Raw genomic sequence first — 19,027 nt, 5'->3', positions numbered from 1 at the left:
GCGTACGAAGGTGCACAACGGGGTTGTCAGCACGCTTGCCACAGGCTCAAACTGGCAGCTTTTCCGCTGGTGCGCGACGACGCGGCCAGGCCCGTCCAGAGCGCTGGAACACACAGCGCCATTCGTATCGATCATTCGGGGATCCTGACATGGAACTGGTTGTAAAAAGCGTAGCTGCTGCATCCGTAAAAACCGCCACACTGGTCCTTCCGGTAGGTGAAAACCGCAAGCTCGGCGCTGTTGCCAAGGCTGTCGACCAGGCCAGCGAAGGCGCCATCAGCGCCGTGCTCAAGCGCGGCGACCTGGCCGGCAAGCCGGGCCAGACCCTGCTGCTACAGAACCTCCCGGGCCTGAAGGCCGAGCGCGTGCTGCTGGTGGGTAGCGGCAAGGAAGAAGCCTTGGGCGACCGCGCCTGGCGCAAACTGGTGGCCAGTGTCGCTGGCGTGCTCAAGGGCCTGAACGGCGCTGACGCAGTACTGGCCCTGGACGATATCGCGGTCAGCAACCGCGACGCCCATTACGGCAAATACCGCCTGCTGGCCGAAACCCTGCTGGACGGCGAATATGTGTTCGACCGTTTCAAAAGCCAGAAAGCCGAGCCGCGTGCGCTGAAAAAGGTCACCCTGCTGGCCGACAAAGCCGGCCAGGCCGAAGTCGAGCGTGCGGTCAAGCATGCCAGCGCCATCGCCAGCGGCATGGCCTTCACCCGTGACCTCGGCAACCTGCCACCCAACCTTTGCCACCCAAGCTTCCTGGCCGAACAGGCCAAGGAACTGGGCAAGGCGCACAAGGCCCTCAAGGTTGAAGTGCTGGACGAGAAAAAGATCAAGGACCTGGGCATGGGCGCGTTCTACGCCGTGGGCCAGGGCAGCGACCAGCCGCCACGCCTGATCGTGCTCAATTACCAGGGCGGCAAAAAGGCCGACAAGCCATTCGTGCTGGTGGGTAAAGGCATTACCTTCGACACCGGCGGCATCAGCCTCAAGCCAGGCGCCGGCATGGATGAAATGAAGTACGACATGTGCGGCGCCGCCAGCGTGTTCGGCACCCTGCGTGCAGTGCTCGAGCTGCAGCTGCCGATCAACCTGGTGTGCCTGCTGGCCTGCGCCGAGAACATGCCAAGCGGCGGCGCCACCCGCCCAGGTGACATCGTCACCACCATGAGCGGCCAGACCGTGGAAATCCTCAACACCGACGCTGAAGGCCGCCTGGTGCTGTGCGACACCCTGACCTACGCCGAGCGCTTCAAGCCGCAGGCGGTGATCGACATCGCCACCCTGACCGGCGCCTGCATCGTCGCCCTGGGCAGCCACACCTCCGGCCTGATGGGCAATAACGACGACCTGGTCGGGCAGTTGCTCGATGCCGGCAAGCGCGCCGACGACCGTGCCTGGCAGCTGCCGCTGTTCGATGAATACCAGGAGCAGCTGGACAGCCCGTTCGCCGACATGGGCAACATCGGTGGGCCGAAGGCCGGTACGATCACCGCGGGTTGCTTCCTGTCGCGCTTCGCCAAAGCCTACAACTGGGCGCACATGGACATCGCCGGCACCGCCTGGGTCAGTGGCGGCAAGGACAAGGGCGCCACTGGCCGCCCGGTACCTCTGTTGACCCAGTACCTGCTGGACCGCGCTGGCGCCTGAAGCCGTGAAGCCGGTGGTGCCTTGCGCGCCACCGGCCGGCGATTCCCACCATGAGCAAAGTCGACTTCTACATTCTGCCCACCGACTCGCTGTCGGCGCGGCTCGATTTCGCCTGCAAGCTGTGCGAGAAGGCCTGGCGCCTTGGCCACCAGGTCTATTTGCACTGCCAGGATGCAGAACAGCGCAGTGAACTGGACCAACGCTTGTGGCGCTTCAAGGGCGAGGCCTTCGTGCCCCACGACCTCGCCGAGGTGCATGCCGATGCTGACGTGGTTCTGGGCCTGGCTGACAACGCCGGCGAGCACCACGGCCTGCTGATCAACCTCGGCGCCAGCGTGCCGGGCTTTGTCGGGCAGTTCGAGCGGGTGGCCGAAATCGTTGTTGAAGAGCCGGCTATCCGCCAATCAGCCCGTGAGCGATTCCGTTTCTACCGTGAACAGGGCTATGCTCTGCAAGACCACCGCTTACAGCGACTTTGACGACGATGGACAAGCCCTCCCCTTTGCCCGATTCCGCCCATCTGCTCGATGACCTCGAGTCGATCCGTCAGCTGCTTGGCGACGCCGACCTGCAACCGCCGCTGCTGACCGAGACGGTAGAGCAGATTCCGTTGCTGCTGGACGAAGCCGCCAGCGACCCCGCGGCGCGCGCCGAACCTGTAGCTGCCGAACCCGAGGACGACCCGCAGACCCGCCGCCAGGACACCCTGCTGCACCTGGAAAGCGAGCTGCGCGCCGCAGCGCAGATGATCATGCAGGACGTGATCAACGACTTTACCCCGCATATCGAGAACGAAATCAAGCGCCGGCTGGATGCGCGGATCGAGCGGCTGATCAAGCGTTCCGAGTAGAACCGGGCAACGGTGTCGCCTGCTTCGCGGGCGCGCCCACTCCCACAGGTTCTGAGCCTGCGCTTTGCCCGTAAGAGCGGACTTGCCCGCGAAGCAGGCGACTCTGTTCCCACAGTTGTCAGCAGCTTGTCGCCTGCGGCCCCCAGCTTGGTTATACTTCCCGGCTTTCCCGAATAAATGCACAGGGTCCCGCCGCGCATGGATAAGACCTACCAGCCGCACGCAATCGAAACTTCCTGGTACAACACCTGGGAGTCCGAGAACTATTTCGCTCCACAAGGTGCAGGCGAGTCCTACACCATCATGATCCCGCCGCCGAACGTAACCGGCAGCCTGCACATGGGCCACGGGTTCAACAACGCGATCATGGACGCCCTGATCCGTTTCCGCCGCATGCAAGGCCGCGACACCCTGTGGCAGCCGGGTACCGATCACGCGGGTATCGCCACGCAGATGCTGGTCGAGCGCCAACTTGAAGCCAAAGGCCAGAACCGTCATGACCTGGGCCGCGAAAAGTTCCTGGAAAAAGTCTGGGAATGGAAGGATCAGTCCGGCGGCAACATCAGCCGCCAGATTCGCCGCCTGGGCTCATCGGTAGACTGGAGCCGCGAGCGCTTCACCATGGACGACGGCCTCTCCGAAGCGGTTAAAGAAGCGTTCGTGCGCCTGCATGAAGACGGCCTTATCTACCGCGGCAAGCGCCTGGTCAACTGGGACACCAAGCTGCACACGGCCATCTCCGACCTCGAAGTGGAAAACCACGACGAGAAAGGCCACCTGTGGAACCTGCGCTACCCGCTGGCCGACGGCGCCAAGACCGCCGAAGGCCAGGACTACCTGGTAGTTGCCACCACGCGTCCGGAAACCCTGCTGGGTGACGCTGCCGTGGCCGTCAACCCGAACGACGAACGCTACCAGGCACTGATCGGCAAATTCGTCGAACTGCCATTGGTCGGCCGCCGCATCCCGATCATCGCCGATGACTACTGCGACCCCGAGTTCGGTACCGGTTGCGTGAAGATCACCCCGGCCCACGACTTCAACGACTACGAAGTCGGCAAGCGTCATAACCTGCCGCTGCTGAACATCTTCGACAAGAACGCCTTCGTGCTGGCCAGCGCCCAGGCCTTCAACCTCGACGGCAGCGTTAACGAGCAGGTCGACACCCAACTGCCGGCCCAGTACGCCAACCTTGACCGCTTTGTCGCGCGCAAGCAGATCGTCGCCGACCTGGACGCCCAGGGCCTGCTGGTCAGCATCGACGACCACGCCCTGAAAGTGCCGAAAGGCGACCGCTCCGGCACGGTCATCGAGCCGTGGCTGACCGACCAGTGGTACGTTTCCACCAAGCCGCTGGCAGAGCCTGCCATCGCCGCCGTGGAAGATGGCCGTATCCAGTTCGTGCCCAAGCAATACGAGAACATGTACTTCTCCTGGATGCGCGATATCCAGGACTGGTGCATCAGCCGCCAACTGTGGTGGGGCCACCGCATTCCTGCGTGGTACGACGAGGCCGGCCAGGTCTACGTTGGCCGCAACGAGGAAGAAGTACGCGCCAAGCACAAGCTGGGCGCCGACGTGGTCCTGCGTCAGGATGACGACGTACTCGACACCTGGTTCAGCTCGGGCCTGTGGACATTCTCCACCCTGGGCTGGCCGGAACAGACCGAATTCCTCAAGAAGTTCCACTCCACCGACGTGCTGGTGACTGGCTTCGACATCATCTTCTTCTGGGTTGCGCGCATGATCATGCTGACCATGCACCTGATCAAGAACGAAGATGGCACCCCGCAGGTACCGTTCAAGACCGTGTACGTGCACGGCCTGGTACGTGACGGCCAGGGCCAGAAGATGTCCAAGTCCAAGGGCAACGTGCTGGACCCGCTGGACATCGTCGACGGCATCACCCTCGACGCCCTGCTGGAAAAACGCACCAGCGGCATGATGCAGCCCAAGCTTGCCGAGAAGATCGCCAAGCAGACCAAGGCCGAGTTCCCCGAAGGTATTGCCAGCTACGGCACCGACGCCCTGCGCTTCACCTTCTGCTCGCTGGCCTCGACCGGCCGCGACATCAAGTTCGACATGGGCCGCGTCGAAGGCTACCGCAACTTCTGCAACAAGATCTGGAACGCTGCCCGCTACGTGCTGGACAAGGGTGAAGACTGCGGCCAGAACGGCGAAGCCTACGAGCTGTCGCTGGCAGACCGCTGGATCATCTCGCAACTTCAGCGTACCGAAGCCGAAGTAACCCGCCAGCTGGAGCAGTTCCGCTTCGACCTGGCCAGCCAGGCGCTGTACGAGTTTATCTGGAACCAGTACTGCGACTGGTACCTGGAGCTGTCCAAACCGGTACTGTGGGACGAAAACGCCCCGGTAGAGCGCGCCCGTGGCACCCGCCGCACCTTGGTGCGCGTGCTGGAGGTGGCACTGCGTCTTGCGCATCCGTTCATGCCGTTCATCACCGAAGAAATCTGGCAGCGCATCGCGCCGCTGGCCGGCATCGACGGCAAGACCATCATGCTGCAGCCATGGCCAGTGGCCAACGAAGCGCGCATTGACGCCGCTGCCGAAGGCGACATCGAGTGGCTGAAAGAGTTGATGGTCGGCCTGCGTAATATCCGCGCCGAAATGAACATCGGCCCCGGCAAGCCGCTGCCGCTGTTCCTGAAGAACGCCAACGCCGACGACCAGCGCCGCCTGCAGGAAAACGAAGCGCTGCTCAAGAAGCTGGCCAAGGTCGAGTCGTTCACCGTACTGGGTGATGCCGACGAAGCGCCGCTGTCCGCTACCGCCCTGGTCGGTGACCTGCAAGTGCTGGTGCCAATGGCCGGGCTGATCGACAAGGATGCCGAGCTGGCGCGCCTGAACAAGGAAATCCAGCGTCTGCAAGGTGAAGTGCAACGTGTTGGCGGCAAGCTGTCCAACGCAGCCTTCGTCGACAAGGCCCCGCCTGCGGTGATCGAGAAGGAACGCGCCAAGCTGGCCGAGTCCGAACAGGCCCTGGCCAACTTCACCGAGCAGCATGCGCGGATTTCAGCGCTGTAATCACTAGAGAGACCGTTGGGGCCGCTGCACGGCCCTTTCGCGACACAAGGCCGCTCCCACAGGACGGCGCCAACCTTCAAGGCGCCACCACCCTGTGGGAGCGGCCTTGTGTCGCGAAAGGGCTGCGTAGCAGCCCCAGGTTCTTCAAGCCACCGCTCGTATAGGGCTGGACACTGCCATGACCCCGAACAAACCCACCCTGCACCCGCGCAACCGCCACCAGGGTCGCTACGACTTCCCCAGCCTGATCAAGGCCCACCCTGACCTGGCCCGTTTCACCATCACCAACCCCCACGGCAAGCCCAGCATCGACTTTGCCAACCCCGAAGCCGTCCGCGTGTTCAACCGTGCACTGCTCAAGGCCCAGTACGGCATCCAGCACTGGGACATCCCAGCCGATTACCTGTGCCCGCCCATTCCTGGCCGTGCCGACTACATCCACGTAGCCGCCGACCTGTTGGCCGATGACAATGCTGGCGACGTCCCAAGGGGCGCCCAAGTGCGTGCGCTGGACGTCGGCGTGGGGGCCAACTGCATCTATCCACTGCTGGGCCACAGCGACTACCGCTGGCGCTTCCTCGGTTCAGACATCGACCCCGTGGCTCTGGCCTCGGCCAAGGCTATCGTCCAGGCCAATGGCCTGGGCAAAGCCATTACCCTGCGCCAGCAGGCCAACCGAGCGCACATCCTCAGCGGCCTGCTGCAGGAGGGCGAACGCTTTGACCTGACCCTGTGCAACCCGCCCTTCCATGCCTCACGCGACGAAGCCACCCGCGGCAGCCAGCGCAAATGGAAGAACCTCGGCAAGCAGGACCCCAAACGCAAGCTGCCGGTGCTGAACTTCGGTGGCCAGAACAATGAACTGTGGTGCGAAGGTGGCGAAATCCGCTTTGTCACCCAGTTGATTGGCGAAAGCGTGCAGTACGCCGAACGGGTGCTGTGGTTCACCAGCCTGGTGTCCAAGGCCAGCAACCTGCCGGGCATCGAGGCCGCGTTGAAGAAGTCCGGCGCCAAGGCCGTGCGCATCATCGAGATGGGCCAGGGGCAGAAACAGAGCCGCATGGTCGCCTGGAGCTTCCATGACGACGCCGCACGCCAGGCCTGGCACGCCCAGCGTAAATCACAGGCATGAAAAAACCGCGCCCGGGCAAGCCGGGCGCGGTTTCGTCAAAACAACAATTACTTGTTGATAGCGTCGGTCAGCACTTTGGCTGGAACGAACTTGACGACTTTCTTGGCAGCGATTTCGATGGCAGCGCCAGTCGAAGGGTTGCGGCCGGTACGGGCAGGACGCTCGGAGACTTTCAGCTTGCCGATGCCTGGCAGAGTGATTTCAGCGCCGTTTTCCAGTTGGTCGGCAACGATCTGGCCCAGTTGCTCCAGAGCGTTCTTGGCGGTGGCTTTTGGCGCGGCGATCGATTCGGCGATGTCGGCAATCAGTTGGTCTTTGGTCAATGCCATGGTGGTGTTCCTTCCCTATCAAATTCGATGGTTATGCAGCGGACTACGACGTTATCGGGCCAGCCCCTTGAAATGGAGGGCCGCGCCAATTGCGTATGTAGATACGAAAATCGGCGTTTGGTTCGACACGACGACAGCATGCTGCCAGCAATGCGCACACGAGGGGCGCAAGACCGCGCAAAACTACCACATGAATGGATAAATATCCGCTTCGCACTTTGATTAAATGCAGGTTTTTCGGGGGTTTCAGCTGAAAACACACAAAATTGAACAAAAAACGAACAACCGACATATCTGCCAACATACGGCCACTGCATCACCTCAGGTCTAGGTTAAACTTGGCAACTTTTGCAGCTCGCCGAGAATTCCATGCCAATCCGTCATTGCATCGTTCACCTGATCGACAAAAAGCCCGATGGCAGCCCCGCCGTGCTGCATGCTCGCGACTCCGAACTGGCTGCCTCCGATGCCATCGAAAACCTCCTGGCCGACCTCAATGACAGCTACAACGCCAAGCAAGGCAAGGCCTGGGGCTTTTTCCACGGCGAATCGGGCGCCTACCCGCTGAGCGGCTGGCTGAAGCAGTACCTGGATGAAGAAAAGGACTTCACCGCCTTCAGCCGCGTGGCTGTCGAGCATCTGCAGAAGCTGATGGAAGAGTCCAACCTGTCCACCGGCGGCCACATCCTGTTTGCCCACTATCAGCAAGGCATGACCGAGTACCTGGCGATCGCCCTGCTGCACCATAGCGAAGGCGTGGCGGTGAATGCCGAGCTCGACGTGACCCCTTCCCGTCATCTCGACCTTGGCCAGCTGCACCTGGCAGCACGCATCAACCTGTCGGAGTGGAAGAACAACCAGAACTCCAGGCAGTATATTTCGTTCATCAAGGGCAAGAACGGCAAGAAGGTGTCGGATTACTTCCGCGACTTCATCGGCTGCCAGGAAGGCGTCGACGGCCCGGGCGAAACCCGTACCCTGCTCAAGGCCTTCAGCGATTTCGTCGAAAGCGAAGACCTGCCGGAAGAATCCGCCCGCGAAAAGACCCAGACCCTGGTCGAGTACGCCACCACCCAGACCAAGCTGGGCGAGCCGGTGACGCTTGAAGAGCTGTCCAGCCTGATCGACGAAGACCGCCCCAAAGCGTTCTACGACCACATCCGCAACAAGGACTACGGCCTGTCGCCGGAAATTCCTGCTGACAAACGCACCCTCAACCAGTTCCGCCGTTTCACCGGGCGTGCCGAGGGGCTGTCGATCAGCTTCGAGGCACATTTGCTGGGGGACAAGGTGGAGTATGACGAAGCGGCGGGGACCTTGATCATCAAGGGGCTGCCGACAACCTTGGTGGATCAGCTGAAGCGCCGCAAGGACTGATTTCCCCCAAGCCGCCAAAGGAGGCCACCAGTGCCTCCTTCGCTGACTTGCGCAGCCGCTTCACCAACCGCTCCTGGCGCAGCGCCGCGCCCTTGTCCGGCCACTGCTCCACGTACACCAGCGCCTGGGCCGGGCTGGTCTTGAAATAGCGGGCGCCCTGCCCTTTCTGATGCGCGGCGAACCGACGCTGCGGGTCATCGCTGATGCCGCAATACAACGAGCCATTGGCTGCCCTTACCAGATAGACAAACCAGGGCTTACCAACGGCAGGTTCGACGACTTCACTCACCCTGGGCCTGCTGGAATGCGCGCAACCCCTTGAATGCCTGCAGGCGGACCTTGTTCTGCATCAGCGGCGACCACCCCAGCAGCATTCCAGGAACACCCAACGCTTGCCGCGACCAGCGCCACAGGTCAAAGGTATCGTCATGCTGGCAAATCAGCCCATCACGCATGACAAAGCGTGCCTGAATATCGTTGACCACAACACGGCCGGTCTGGCTGAACAGGTAGGTAGCCACCCAGTGCGCGCTGCCACTGTGCTCATCTGCACGTATGCTGTCGAATGTCAGGGTGAAGTTCTTGGCGCGGGTGGTGAGCATCCGCCACATATCGCCTGCGTCCTTGCCGCGCAGGGTGCCGAACACCGGGTCGCTGAAAACGATATCGCTGCTGTAGCAGGCCAGCATGGCGTCGGCATCCAGGCGCTGGAAAGCCTGGTAGAAACGGGTAATCAGGGCGCGGTTGGCATCGCTCATTGTGGGCTTGTCCGTCCTAGGTTCGAAAACTGCACGATAATCTGCCCCGATGGCTTATGCCAGTACCCTCCTCTTGGCAGGCAAGAGGACGGTACTGCAAAAACAGGCCTCAGACTTTTTCGCAGGTCACCTGCACCTGCAGTGCCCGCCCGGCACCCAGCCCGAACACGACGGCGCCAACGCCCAGTACCGCAAAAATCCAACCCAATGCCGCCCAGCCGCCGGTCAGGTCATGCACCAGGCCCACCGCGAAAGGCCCCATCGAGGCCAGGGTATAACCCACCCCTTGGGCCATGCTCGACAAGTTCGCCGCCACGTGGGCATCTTTCGAGCGCAGCACGATCAAGGTCAGCGCCAGGGCAAAGGTACCGCCCTGCCCCAGGCCCAGCACAATGGCCCACCCCCACAACCCGGAAAGTGGCGCATACAGGCAACCGAACAGCCCCGCCAGCGTACCTGACATGACCAGCACGATTGCCAGCCGCTGGTCCTTGCCGCGGGTGGCCAGCCAGGGGGCACTGAGCGAGCTGATCAACTGCACGATTACCGACCCCGACAGCACCAGCCCTGCCTCGGTAGGGCTGAGGCCGCGACCGATCAGGATCGATGGCAACCAACCGAACACGATGTAGGCCAGTGATGACTGCAGGCCCATATACAGGGTCACCTGCCAGGCCAGTGGGTCACGCCACAAGCCTCGCACGCGATAGGCCACCCTGTGCAGCCCATGCCCCTGACGGGCCTGTGGCAGCCACACCAGCATGGCCAGCAAAGCCGGCAGCACCCAGAAGCCCAACCCTAGTGCCCAGCTGCCGTCGAAATGCTGGGCCAACGGCACGGTGGCACCCGCGGCCATGGCCGCGCCCAGGGATAATGCCATGGTGTATACACCGGTCAGCGTGCCAGCGTGTTGCGGAAAGTCGCGCTTGACGATACCTGGCAACAATACGCCGATAATGCCGATGCTGGCCCCTGCCATCAGGCTGCCGAGGAACACCCCGACAGCCCCAAAGGTACTTCGTACCACGAGGCCAAGCGCCAGGGTGACGAGGATGCCAAGAATCACCCGCTCGCTGCCAAAGCGCCGCGCCAGCACTGGCGCCAAGGGAGCAAACAGGCCCAGGCAGAGCACCGGCAAGGTGGTCAGCAAGCCCGCCTGCGAAGCATTCAGCCCCAAGCCTTCAGATACTTGGCCCAGCACCGGCGCCATGCTCGACAATGCCGGGCGCAGGTTCAAGGCCACCAGCACCAGGCCCAGCAGCAACAGCCAGGGCCGCCGCAACACCACAGCCTGTTGCTGGACCTGTTCGTCGTCAGCTTCAGCGTCGATCAGCAGCTCATCGAGATCCCGCTCGTTCGATGGGGTATTACGGGTGATGGATTCAGCCATGGCCTTCTCGGTGTCAGGATTCAATGAGGGTACGGCTCAGGCGCTTGGCCCGTTCAGCGTCACGTTGCTCGATGGCGTCGAGGATCTGCCCATGCAAGTCGAACGTGGCCTGGCAGCGCGGAACGGTGGCCATATTGTGTTGCAGAGCGGCAGCCACGACCCCGGAGAAGTAACGGTACAGCTCGCTCAATGCCGGGTTATGGGCGGCATCGACCAGCCGCTGGTGGAAGACCAGATCGCAGGCGACATAGGCATCGACATCGCCGTGAAAGTGCCCGGCACTGCCTTCCAGGGCATCCTTCAGCGCTTGCAGGTCGGCATCGTTACGACGCAAAGCCGCCAGGCCGATGGCCTCCGCCTCGAGGATATGGCGGGTCTCGCGGGCCTGCTCGAGCGTACATCGGGACATCGCGTGCACCGCCTGCAGCGGGTCCTGGGCAGTGCGCAGGTAGCTGCCGTCTCCCTGGCGAATTTCCACCAGGCCACTGAACGCCAGCACGCGCATGGCCTCACGCACCGTGTTACGGCTAATGCCCAGTTGCAAGGCAAGCTCTGGCTCGGTAGGCAGGCGCTGGCCGACCTGCCAATCGCCCAGCACGATGCATTCGCGCATGCGCTCTACCGCCAACTCCACCAGGGAACGCTTGGTCAGCTCTGTATTCATGTCACTCAACCAATCATCCGATGAATTGCCGCAGCTTACTGGATTGCAGGCGAAGACGTAAACCACCTGGTATTTCTGCCAGTTGTGGGCATGCCCCTTTGTTGCAACGCTCGTTACGTGCTTTCAAGGATGCGCCCACATGCGAATGGCGAGTTTGCTGTTACTGCTGTTCCTGGCCCTGCAGCCAGGCTGTGACCCGGCCCGCCACCCGAGCCGCCCCAAGACCTTGCTCATCGGCCTTGATGGCGTGCAACTGCAGCAGTATTTGCAACTGGGCGATGCAACCAACCTGGAGCAGCGGCTTTACTACGGCAAGGCTTACGCCGGGGGTATCAATGGTAAAGCCAGCGAGCAGCTCACGTTGAGCGGCCCTGGCTGGATCACTTTGCTGACCGGCGTGTGGAGCAACAAGCATGGCGTTGAATCGGACAACGACTCGCAACGGGTCAACCCGGCGTTTCCCAGCCTGTTCAAGCGGCTACGCCTGGCCTACCCCAATGCCTACCTCTCCAGCATCGTCAACTGGTCACCCATCAACACGGCATTTCTGCTGGAGGACGCCCATGACGCCGATGTACGCGAAAGTGGTTTGCCAGATGAACAGGTGATTGCGCGTACGTTACAGATCCTGGGTGACACACCCGCTGACTTCACGTTCATTCAACTGGACGAACCTGACCAGATCGGCCATCAAAGGGGTTACGGTGAGCACTATGCGCAGGCGTTGCGCAAGGCCGACAGCGAGATCGGGCGGCTATTGGACAAGGTAGACCAGCGGCGTCGCATGTTCCCACAGGAAGATTGGCTGGTACTCGTCAGCACCAACCATGGCCGGGACTATTGGGGGAAAGGCCATGGCGGCGCTTCGGAGCAGGAAAAGAGTATCTTCATCGCCAGCAATAAGCCGTTGAATCAGGAACTGACCGAGCTGAGCATTCCTGTGGAGATGCCTGGGCCCGGCGGCCTGTACGGGCTTCCCGCGCAGACCTCGGTAGCGCCCACGGTGCTGCGCCACATGGGCCTCAAGCTGCAGCCGGAATGGCTATTGGACGGCACGCCTTTACTGGGTGATACCGGCGTGCGCAAGGCGCGGGCCGATGAAAACAAAGGACGGCTACGCTGGAACAGTAACGCCAAGGGTTATCTGACCATTATCAAGAACGGCCATGTGGTTGCCCAGGTTGCGGCCAGAGACGATCAATGGATCGATCCGGAGGGGATGGACAAGCAGAACGATTATGCACTGGTGCTGGATGGTACACCGGCGGCGGTGCGCAACAGGCCGGCAGCCAAGCCATTTGTGATCGAAGACCGCCGCTATTAAGCCCTTGAGAAGCAACAGTTCTGTCGCTCCTCAAGGGCTGGCGCGATCCCCGTAGGAGCGGGTTCACCCGCGAAAGGGCCGGCCCTGCTGGCCAGTTTCCACCCGCCGTTCACCGTTGCCACCGCTACCGTATTCGCGGGTAAACCCGCTCCTACATTGGACGCGCACAGGCTGTTGTAGGAGCGGGTTCACCCGCGAAAGGGCCGGGCCTGCTGGCCAGTTTCCACCCGCCGTTCACCGTTGCCGCCGCTACCGTATTCGCGGGTAAACCCGCTCCTACATTGGACGCGCACAGGCTGTTGTAGGAGCGGGTTCACCCGCGAAAGGGCCGGGCCTGCTGGCCAATTTCAACCGACCGTTCGCCGCTGCCGCCGCTACCGTATTCGCGGGTAAACCCGCTCCTACGATGGACGCGCACAGGCTGTTGTAGGAGCGGGTTCACCCGCGAATGGGCCGGGCCTGCTGGCCAATTTCCACCGACCGTTCGCCGCTGCCGCCGCTACCGTATTCGCGGGTAAACCCGCTCCTACACGTCAGCTCAACGCATCCAGCAGTGCCTGGTTCATTTCCGGCGTACCGATGGTGATCCGCAGGAACTGGGCAATACGCGGCTGCTTGAAGTGACGCACGATCACGCCCTGCTCGCGCAAGCGTGCCGCCAGCTCGCCGGCATCCTGCTGCGGGTGGCGGGCGAAGATGAAGTTGGCAGCCGACGGCAGCACCTCAAAGCCCTTGGCCTGCAGCTGACCGACCAACACCTCGCGGCTGTCTATCACCTTGCGGCAGGTGTCCTCGAAGTACTCACGGTCTTCGAACGCCACCGCCGCACCGACGATAGCTGCACGGTCCAGCGGATAGGAGTTGAAGCTGTTCTTGATCCGCTCCAAGGCCTCGATCAGGTCCGGGTGCCCCACCGCCAGGCCCACTCGCAGCCCCGCCAGCGAGCGCGACTTCGACAGCGTCTGGGTAACCAGCAGGTTATCGTAGCGGTCCACCAGGCTGATCGCCGTTTCACCACCGAAATCGATGTAGGCCTCATCCACCACCACCACCGAATCACGGTTAGCCTGCAGCAGCTGCTCCACCACCTGCAACGGCATCAGGCAACCGGTCGGCGCGTTGGGGTTGGGGAAGATGATGCCAGCGTTGGGCTTTTTGTAGTCCTCAATACGGATCTGGAACTGCTCATCCAGCGCCACCTGTTCGAAGGCAATGCCGTACAGGCCGCAGTACACCGGGTAGAAGCTGTAGCTGATGTCCGGGAACAGCAGGGGCGCATCGTGCTGGAACAGGCCGTGGAAGATGTGCGCCAGCACCTCGTCCGAGCCGTTGCCGACAAACACTTGCGCCGGGGTCACGCCGTAGTACTCGGCCACCGCTTGCTTGAGACGGTCACCGTTCGGGTCCGGGTACAGGCGCAGGTTATCGTTCAGCTCGCCGCGCATGGCCTCCAGCGCCTTGGGCGACGGGCCATAGGGGTTTTCGTTGGTGTTCAGCTTGACCAGGCGGGCCAGCTTGGGTTGCTCGCCCGGCACGTAAGGCACCAGGTCCTTGACGAAGGGGCTCCAGAATCGACTCATGCTCAGTTCCCCTTCTCTTGGGTCAGGATACGGTATTCAGCACTGCGGGCGTGGGCGGTCAGCGACTCGCCACGGGCCAGGACCGAGGCAGTGTGGCCCAGTTCGGACGCGCCCTGTTCGGAGCAGAAGATGATCGACGAACGCTTCTGGAAGTCATACACCCCCAGCGGCGACGAAAAACGCGCGGTACCTGAAGTGGGCAGCACGTGGTTAGGGCCAGCGCAGTAATCGCCCAGCGCTTCGCTGGTGTGGCGGCCCATGAAGATCGCGCCAGCGTGGCGAATGTGTGGCAGCCAGGCTTGCGGGTCGGCCACGGACAGCTCCAGGTGCTCCGGTGCAATGCGGTTGGCCACGTCCATGGCCTGCTGCATGTCACGCACCTGGATCAGCGCACCACGGCCATTGATCGACTTCTCGATGATATCGGCACGTTCCATGGTCGGCATCAGCTTGTCGATGCTGGCAGCCACACGATCGAGGAAGGCGGCATCCGGGCTGACCAGGATGGCCTGGGCGTCTTCGTCGTGCTCGGCCTGGGAGAACAGGTCCATGGCAATCCAGTCCGGGTCGGTCTGACCGTCGCACACCACGAGAATTTCCGAGGGGCCGGCGATCATGTCAATGCCTACCTGGCCGAACACGTGGCGTTTGGCGGTGGCAACGTAGATGTTGCCCGGGCCGACGATCTTGTCCACCTGCGGCACGCTTTCAGTACCGTAGGCCAGCGCAGCCACGGCCTGGGCACCACCGACGGTGAACACCCGGTCGACACCGGCGATGCAGGCAGCCGCCAGCACCAGCTCGTTGACCTCACCACGCGGGGTCGGTACCACCATCACCACTTCAGCCACGCCCGCGACCTTGGCCGGGATGGCGTTCATCAGCACCGACGACGGGTACGACGCCTTGCCGCCCGGCACATACAGGCCAGCACGGTCCAGCGGGGTGACCTTCTGGCCGAGCACGGTGCCGTCGGCCTCGGTGTACTGCCAGGAATCCTGCTTCTGCCGCTCGTGATAAATGCGCACACGGTTGGCGGCCTTTTCCAGGGCCTCGCGCTGGACCGGTGTAATACGGGTCAGCGCCAGTTCCAGGCGCGCACGATTGAGGATCAGGTCGTCAATCGACTTGGCGTCAACACCATCGAAGCGCTGGGTGAATTCCACCAGCGCCGCATCACCGCGTTCACGCACGGCCTTGATGATGTCGAGCACGCGCTGATTGACCGCGTCATCGGACACACTTTCCCAGCTCAGCAGATGATCCAGATGTCGGGCGAAATCCGGATCAGCGGCGTTGAGACGGGCAATTGCAGTGGACACGGTCATGGCGAGGGCCTCGTAATATTAGCGAATGCTCAGGCGCCCTAGGGGATTGTGCGAAAAGTGCCTGCGCGACGATCATGCTACGTTAAAAACAGGCTCGGAATGCTCATTTGCAACCAGCAAAGTCGGGCGCGACCCCGGCCGTTCCTCGCCTGTTTTCGTTCTTGCATGATCGCCGCTCGGCGACTTTTCGCACAATCCCAAGCTACCAGTCCATCCGCGCGGGCACCCGAGAAAAATGGCTATGACGCGGATAGACGGGCGCGACAGCGAAGGTCGCGCGCAGGAGTCAACCGCGGTGTCGCGATTCGACCGCTTGACGCAGCGTGTCGATCAGGCTCTGGATACGGGCGTGCTGCATTTTCATGGAGGCTTTGTTGACCACCAGGCGCGAGCTGATCGTGGCGATCAGTTCCTGAGGTTCCAGGCCGTTGGCACGCAGGGTGTTGCCGGTGTCGACCACGTCGATGATCTTGTCGGCAAGGTTGATCAGCGGCGCCAGCTCCATCGAGCCATACAGCTTGATGATGTCGACCTGGCGACCTTGTTCGGCATAGTAACGCTTGGCTACGTTGACGAACTTGGTGGCCACACGCAGGCGGCCCTTGGGCTCGGCGGCGCCGACTACGCCCGCGGTCATCAGCTTGCATTGAGCAATCTGCAGGTCCAGGGGCTCATACAGGCCCTGGCCGCCGTACTCCATCAGCACGTCCTTGCCGGCCACACCCAGGTCGGCAGCACCATGCTCGACATAGGTCGGCACGTCGGTGGCACGCACGATCAGCAGGCGCACATCGTCCTGCGTGGTCGGGATGATCAGTTTGCGGCTCTTGTCCGGGTTTTCGGTCGGCACGATGCCGGCCTCGGCGAGCAACGGCAAGGTATCGTCGAGAATACGGCCTTTGGAAAGCGCGATGGTCAACATTGGAACGTCGGTCCTTAAGCGGCTGCTGCCGGCCAGGTCATCGACCTGGCCGCATTCAATTCAAAAGGTGCGTCCTTGCACCCGCGGGGTACTAGCCCGGTACGCGGCGGATTTTCGCGCCGAGCATCTGCAGTTTTTCCTCGATGCACTCGTAACCACGGTCGATGTGGTAGATGCGATCGATCAGGGTATCGCCTTCGGCAACCAGCGCCGACAGCACCAGGCTGGCGGAAGCACGCAGGTCGGTGGCCATGACCGGGGCACCCTTCAGGGCCTTGACGCCAGTGACGATGGCGGTGTTGCCTTCGACCTGGATCTGCGCGCCCATGCGGTGCATTTCGTAAACATGCATGAAGCGGTTTTCGAAGATGGTCTCGATTACCGCGCCAGTGCCTTCGGCAATGGCATTCAGCGAGATGAACTGCGCCTGCATGTCGGTCGGGAACGCCGGATACGGGGCAGTACGCAGGTTCACGGCTTTCGGCCGCTTGCCATGCATGTCCAGCTCGATCCAGTCCTCGCCGGTGTTGATGTCGGCACCCGCTTCCTTGAGTTTTTCAAGCACGGCTTCAAGGATGGTAGGGTCGGTGTCCTTGACCTTGACGCGGCCACCGGTCACGGCAGCGGCAACCAGGTAGGTACCGGTCTCGATGCGGTCCGGCATGACGCGGTAGTTGGCCGAATCCAGTCGTTCGACACCATCGATGGTGATGGTGTCGGTACCTGCGCCCTGAATGTTCCCGCCCATGGCGTTGATGAAGTTGGCCAGATCGACCACTTCAGGCTCACGCGCGGCGTTCTGCAACACGCTGCGGCCCTTGGCCAAGGCAGCGGCCATCATGATGTTCTCGGTACCGGTCACGCTGACGGTGTCGAAGAAGAAGTGCGCGCCACGCAGGCCACCTTCAGGCGCCTTGGCCTTGATGTAGCCGCCTTCCACTTCGATCTTCGCCCCCATGGCCTCAAGGCCACGGATGTGCAGATCGACCGGGCGCGAGCCAATGGCGCAACCGCCAGGCAGGGCCACTTCGGCTTCGCCGAAACGGGCAACCATCGGGCCCAGCACCAGGATCGAGGCGCGCATGGTCTTGACCAGCTCGTACGGCGCGACCAGGGTCTTGATGGTGCGTGGATCGATCTCCACCGACAGCTTTTCGTCGATCACAGGCTCGATGCCCATGCGCCCGAACAGCTCGATCATGGTGGTGATGTCGTGCAGGTGCGGCAGGTTGCCCACGGTGACCGGGCCATCGGCCAGCAGGGTCGCTGCCAGAATCGGCAGGGCTGCGTTTTTCGCGCCCGAAATGCGGATCTCGCCGTCAAGGCGAGCGCCGCCAGTAATAATCAGTTTGTCCATTGGAGTCTCGCCGCCAAGTTGGCTCAGGTGCGCTCAGCCCAGGCTGCGCTGCTGAAAAATTTCATGGTTACCGCATGGATGCTGCCATTGGCGATCCACGGATTCAGGTGAGCATAGATCGCCTGCTGGCGTTTGACCGGACTCAGGCCAGCCAACTCGTCGCTGATCACGTTCAACTGGAAGTTGCAGCCTTCGCCTTCAACTTCGACCCGGGAACCCGGCAATTTCTCTTCAAGGAAGCTTTTAACTTCTACGGCCTGCATGCTCAACCTCAATCGGCGCCCGATGCGCACGGGTCGGCCATCATACAAAAAAGCCCCTCGCCTGCGAAGCCCAACGAAGGCTTCGCTGACCGAGGGGCCATCATCCGTGCCGGGCCATTAGCTTGCCAGCACTTCATCGAGATCATAGACCTCGGCAATTTCCCGCATGTCGTCAGGCATGCCACGCACTTCGCACGCCTTGCCAGTGGCCTGAGCATCACGCATGTACGCAAGCAATAACGACAAGCCGACACTCGACGACTTCTCGACAGCCGAGCAATCAAGCACCAGTCGCGGCTCGCGCGAGCCATCGATCAGCACCTTGCCTTGCTTGCGCAAGGCCGGGCCGCTGCGGTAATCCAGCACGCCAGCCAGACGCAGCACGCCCGGCTCTGCCATGCTTACAGCGGCCTCGCTCATTTGACGGTCTTCTCTGGCGAGTTGTCGGCAGCCTGCTTGGCCTTGGCCACTTCGCCAGCCCAGCCGTCGATGGTCTTGTCCAGGTCATTGCCGTTGCGCTGCATGGCATCGGCGAACTGGTCACGGAACAGCTTGCCGATGTTGATGCCGTTGACGATCACGTTACGCACCTTCCACTCGCCGCCAATGTTCTCCAGGGTGTACTGCACGGGGTACACGGCACCGTTGTTGCCGGTAACCTTCATGCCGACACTGGCGCGTTTGCCGTCATCGGCTTTAGCCGGGTCGACAGTGATGCCCTGGTTGTTGTACTCGAGCAAGGCATTGCCATAGAACTGCATCAGGCTGCGCTTGAAGTTTTCCTGGAAGCGCTGCATCTGCTCCGGGGTCGCCTTGCGCGAGTACTTCACGGTCATGATGCTACGCGAGATACCGTCGGCATCCACCACCGGGCCGAGAATGCGGTTGAGCGAGTCATAGAAGGCGTTGGGGTTGGACTTGTACTGCTCCTTGTTGGCCTTGAGGTCGCCGAGCAGTTCATTGGTGGTGCTTTGAACCACTTCGTGCGGTGTCTGCACAGCCAGGGCCAGCAGGGGGAAGGCCGCCAGCAGCACCAGCAAGCCACGTCGCAGGATCGAAATCATG

19 protein-coding genes are annotated in these 19,027 nt (G+C 62.1%); 7 read left to right on the top strand and 12 right to left on the bottom strand.

Going from position 1 to position 19,027, the window contains the following annotated elements; translation table 11 throughout:
• Nucleotides 1-149 precede the first annotated feature (149 nt).
• The 5 genes from LMH93_RS05245 to rlmF all read left to right on the top strand — a co-directional run bounded on the left by LMH93_RS05245 (nucleotide 150) and on the right by rlmF (nucleotide 6,670).
• On the top strand, nucleotides 150-1,643 hold the full coding sequence (locus LMH93_RS05245) for a leucyl aminopeptidase (RefSeq protein WP_004575656.1): 1,494 nt from the start codon (nucleotides 150-152) through the stop codon (nucleotides 1,641-1,643).
• A 50-nt stretch (nucleotides 1,644-1,693) separates the two neighbouring features.
• Nucleotides 1,694-2,122, top strand: coding sequence for a DNA polymerase III subunit chi (locus tag LMH93_RS05240; protein ID WP_004575657.1), 429 nt, complete (start codon nucleotides 1,694-1,696; stop codon nucleotides 2,120-2,122).
• A 5-nt stretch (nucleotides 2,123-2,127) separates the two neighbouring features.
• Nucleotides 2,128-2,493 (top strand): DNA polymerase III subunit chi, encoded by a 366-nt coding sequence (locus LMH93_RS05235; protein ID WP_230064885.1) that lies wholly within the window; start codon nucleotides 2,128-2,130, stop codon nucleotides 2,491-2,493.
• A 198-nt stretch (nucleotides 2,494-2,691) separates the two neighbouring features.
• A complete protein-coding gene (locus tag LMH93_RS05230; protein ID WP_064615018.1) occupies nucleotides 2,692-5,538 on the top strand; it encodes a valine--tRNA ligase in 2,847 nt (948 codons plus the stop codon).
• Nucleotides 5,539-5,716: 178 nt separating this feature from the next.
• A complete protein-coding gene (gene rlmF / locus LMH93_RS05225; RefSeq protein WP_004575659.1) occupies nucleotides 5,717-6,670 on the top strand; it encodes a 23S rRNA (adenine(1618)-N(6))-methyltransferase RlmF in 954 nt (317 codons plus the stop codon).
• 47 nt (nucleotides 6,671-6,717) lie between these two features.
• Here rlmF and LMH93_RS05220 read toward each other — a convergent pair whose 3' ends face one another.
• Nucleotides 6,718-6,999 carry an HU family DNA-binding protein gene (locus LMH93_RS05220; protein WP_003255106.1) on the bottom strand — a complete coding sequence of 94 codons (282 nt, stop codon included), beginning with the start codon at nucleotides 6,997-6,999 and terminating at the stop codon, nucleotides 6,718-6,720.
• 369 nt (nucleotides 7,000-7,368) lie between these two features.
• On the opposite strand from LMH93_RS05220, the gene yejK reads away from it, so the two are divergent.
• Nucleotides 7,369-8,376 carry a nucleoid-associated protein YejK gene (gene yejK / locus LMH93_RS05215; protein ID WP_021781869.1) on the top strand — a complete coding sequence of 336 codons (1,008 nt, stop codon included), beginning with the start codon at nucleotides 7,369-7,371 and terminating at the stop codon, nucleotides 8,374-8,376.
• Here yejK and LMH93_RS05210 read toward each other — a convergent pair.
• The 4 genes from LMH93_RS05210 to LMH93_RS05195 form a co-directional block, all read right to left on the bottom strand.
• Nucleotides 8,324-8,665 (bottom strand): GIY-YIG nuclease family protein, encoded by a 342-nt coding sequence (locus tag LMH93_RS05210; RefSeq protein ID WP_003255109.1) that lies wholly within the window; start codon nucleotides 8,663-8,665, stop codon nucleotides 8,324-8,326. The two genes, yejK and LMH93_RS05210, sit on opposite strands and share 53 nt — an antisense overlap.
• Complete coding sequence (locus LMH93_RS05205; RefSeq protein WP_003255111.1) at nucleotides 8,658-9,134, bottom strand: nuclear transport factor 2 family protein; 477 nt, start codon at nucleotides 9,132-9,134, stop codon at nucleotides 8,658-8,660. Before LMH93_RS05205 ends, LMH93_RS05210 begins: the two co-directional genes overlap by 8 nt.
• Nucleotides 9,135-9,243: 109 nt before the next feature.
• Complete coding sequence (locus LMH93_RS05200; RefSeq protein WP_230064884.1) at nucleotides 9,244-10,524, bottom strand: CynX/NimT family MFS transporter; 1,281 nt, start codon at nucleotides 10,522-10,524, stop codon at nucleotides 9,244-9,246.
• Nucleotides 10,525-10,537: 13 nt separating this feature from the next.
• Entirely contained in the window at nucleotides 10,538-11,188 is a 651-nt protein-coding gene (locus tag LMH93_RS05195) for a FadR/GntR family transcriptional regulator (protein ID WP_004575660.1), read from the bottom strand.
• Nucleotides 11,189-11,327: 139 nt separating this feature from the next.
• On the opposite strand from LMH93_RS05195, the gene LMH93_RS05190 reads away from it, so the two are divergent.
• Nucleotides 11,328-12,512 (top strand): alkaline phosphatase family protein, encoded by a 1,185-nt coding sequence (locus LMH93_RS05190; protein WP_230064883.1) that lies wholly within the window; start codon nucleotides 11,328-11,330, stop codon nucleotides 12,510-12,512.
• 533 nt (nucleotides 12,513-13,045) lie between these two features.
• Here LMH93_RS05190 and hisC read toward each other — a convergent pair.
• The 7 genes from hisC to LMH93_RS05155 all read right to left on the bottom strand — a co-directional run bounded on the left by hisC (nucleotide 13,046) and on the right by LMH93_RS05155 (nucleotide 19,026).
• The gene (gene hisC, locus LMH93_RS05185) at nucleotides 13,046-14,092 is read right to left on the bottom strand and encodes a histidinol-phosphate transaminase (RefSeq protein ID WP_004574500.1); all 1,047 of its coding nucleotides are present in this window, start codon (nucleotides 14,090-14,092) and stop codon (nucleotides 13,046-13,048) included.
• A gap of 2 nt (nucleotides 14,093-14,094) precedes the next feature.
• Nucleotides 14,095-15,420 (bottom strand): histidinol dehydrogenase, encoded by a 1,326-nt coding sequence (gene hisD, locus LMH93_RS05180; RefSeq protein WP_003255117.1) that lies wholly within the window; start codon nucleotides 15,418-15,420, stop codon nucleotides 14,095-14,097.
• 286 nt (nucleotides 15,421-15,706) lie between these two features.
• Nucleotides 15,707-16,342 (bottom strand): ATP phosphoribosyltransferase, encoded by a 636-nt coding sequence (gene hisG, locus LMH93_RS05175; protein WP_003255118.1) that lies wholly within the window; start codon nucleotides 16,340-16,342, stop codon nucleotides 15,707-15,709.
• Nucleotides 16,343-16,433: 91 nt separating this feature from the next.
• Nucleotides 16,434-17,699, bottom strand: coding sequence for a UDP-N-acetylglucosamine 1-carboxyvinyltransferase (gene murA, locus LMH93_RS05170; protein ID WP_003255119.1), 1,266 nt, complete (start codon nucleotides 17,697-17,699; stop codon nucleotides 16,434-16,436).
• A gap of 23 nt (nucleotides 17,700-17,722) precedes the next feature.
• Nucleotides 17,723-17,962: a BolA family protein gene (locus LMH93_RS05165; RefSeq protein ID WP_003255121.1), complete on the bottom strand. Its 240-nt coding sequence runs from the start codon at nucleotides 17,960-17,962 to the stop codon at nucleotides 17,723-17,725.
• 117 nt (nucleotides 17,963-18,079) lie between these two features.
• Nucleotides 18,080-18,382, bottom strand: a complete 303-nt coding sequence (locus LMH93_RS05160; RefSeq protein WP_003255122.1) for an STAS domain-containing protein — start codon at nucleotides 18,380-18,382, stop codon at nucleotides 18,080-18,082.
• Complete coding sequence (locus tag LMH93_RS05155) at nucleotides 18,379-19,026, bottom strand: MlaC/ttg2D family ABC transporter substrate-binding protein (protein ID WP_003255123.1); 648 nt, start codon at nucleotides 19,024-19,026, stop codon at nucleotides 18,379-18,381. The genes LMH93_RS05160 and LMH93_RS05155 overlap by 4 nt, the downstream gene beginning before the upstream one ends.
• Nucleotide 19,027: the final 1 nt, after the last annotated feature.

Source organism: Pseudomonas sp. CIP-10, assembly GCF_020911845.1.
Lineage (GTDB): Bacteria > Pseudomonadota > Gammaproteobacteria > Pseudomonadales > Pseudomonadaceae > Aquipseudomonas > Aquipseudomonas alloputida.
The sequence above is the reverse complement of the archived record's forward strand: the minus strand, read 5'-3'. Positions and strand labels throughout refer to the sequence as shown.